This is a genomic window from Hominisplanchenecus murintestinalis, from assembly GCF_943193015.1.
Taxonomy (GTDB): domain Bacteria; phylum Bacillota; class Clostridia; order Lachnospirales; family Lachnospiraceae; genus Hominisplanchenecus_A; species Hominisplanchenecus_A murintestinalis.
On record NZ_CALPCM010000124.1, the window covers coordinates 1 to 1,133 of the forward strand.

Genomic DNA, 1,133 nt, shown 5'->3' on the forward strand with positions numbered 1-1,133 from the left:
TATACTACAAAATATGAATTTTTCAAGGTACTATAGGAATAGGGGCAAATTTATTTATGGTTTTGACCCCAACATCACCCAATATAACATTTGTTTGTATGATGTTTGGCTTTGGTATGGTAACACATTTGGGATGTAGTATTGTATGCTTTGCTGTACATAAAAGACATTCATGAGCTTATATGGCTGTTTTGACAGACGGTTTTGGGCAACAGTTTTTTCAATTATTGTAATTTGTGAAAGGACTGTGTATAATAGAGTTTAACAGCATTTTAAATGGGAGGCGGTACAGCATTATGAAATACGTTTTAGATTCACATACACATACGATAGTCAGCGGCCATGCATACAGTACGCTGCATGAGATGGCCAGGGAAGCGGCGGAGAAGGGACTGGAGCTTTTAGGTGTTACAGAACATTCTTTGACAATGCCAGGCACCTGCCATGAATATCATTTTCAGAATATGAGGATGATACCGCGCAAACTGTGCGGGATTCAGGTCATGCATGGAACAGAAGCAAATATTATTGGATATGATGGCAGTCTGGATATGGAAGAGTATCTGCTGGAAACGATGGATGTGGTGATAGCAAGCCTGCATACGCCTTGCATAAGACCTGGAACAAAAGAGGAAAATACCCGGGCGCTGCTAGGGGCGATAGAGAATCCGTATGTGAATATTATCGGACATCCGGATGACAGCCGATACCCGGTAGACTATGAGCGTGTGGTGAAGGCGGCGAAAGAGGAGGGAGTGCTGCTGGAACTTAACAATGCGTCCCTGAATCCGAAAAGTTTCCGGGAGAATGCAGAGCCGAATGATCGTAAAATGCTGAAGTTATGTATGGAATACGAAGTTCCTATTATTTTAGGGAGCGACGCGCATATCCAGGAGGACATTGCTAATTTCCGATATATAGAACCGATTCTGGACAGCTTGGGTTTTCCAGAGGAATTGATTGTAAACCGTTCGGTAGAAGAATATCGAAAGTATATAAATCGCAAATAAGATGGGGCTCTGCAGAAAATGCAGAGTCCCAAAGTTTTTGTTAGGATACTCAAACTTCCCACATTAAAAATGGGATTTGCTCCCTGAAAAATCAATACTTTAGCTCACAAAATAGCGCTCAGG

At 41.8% G+C, this 1,133-nt stretch carries 1 protein-coding gene; it reads left to right on the forward strand.

Annotated features, from left to right (window positions below; translation table 11 throughout):
* The first annotated feature begins 296 nt into the window (after nucleotides 1-296).
* Entirely contained in the window at nucleotides 297-1,010 is a 714-nt protein-coding gene (locus NFR99_RS15285) for a phosphatase (protein ID WP_120483704.1), read from the forward strand.
* The last annotated feature ends 123 nt before the right edge of the window (nucleotides 1,011-1,133 follow it).

Coding starts and splice junctions, on each gene's coding strand:
- NFR99_RS15285 (WP_120483704.1), top strand. CDS start 297: ATGAAATACGTTTTAGATTCACATACACATACGATAGTCAGCGGCCAT.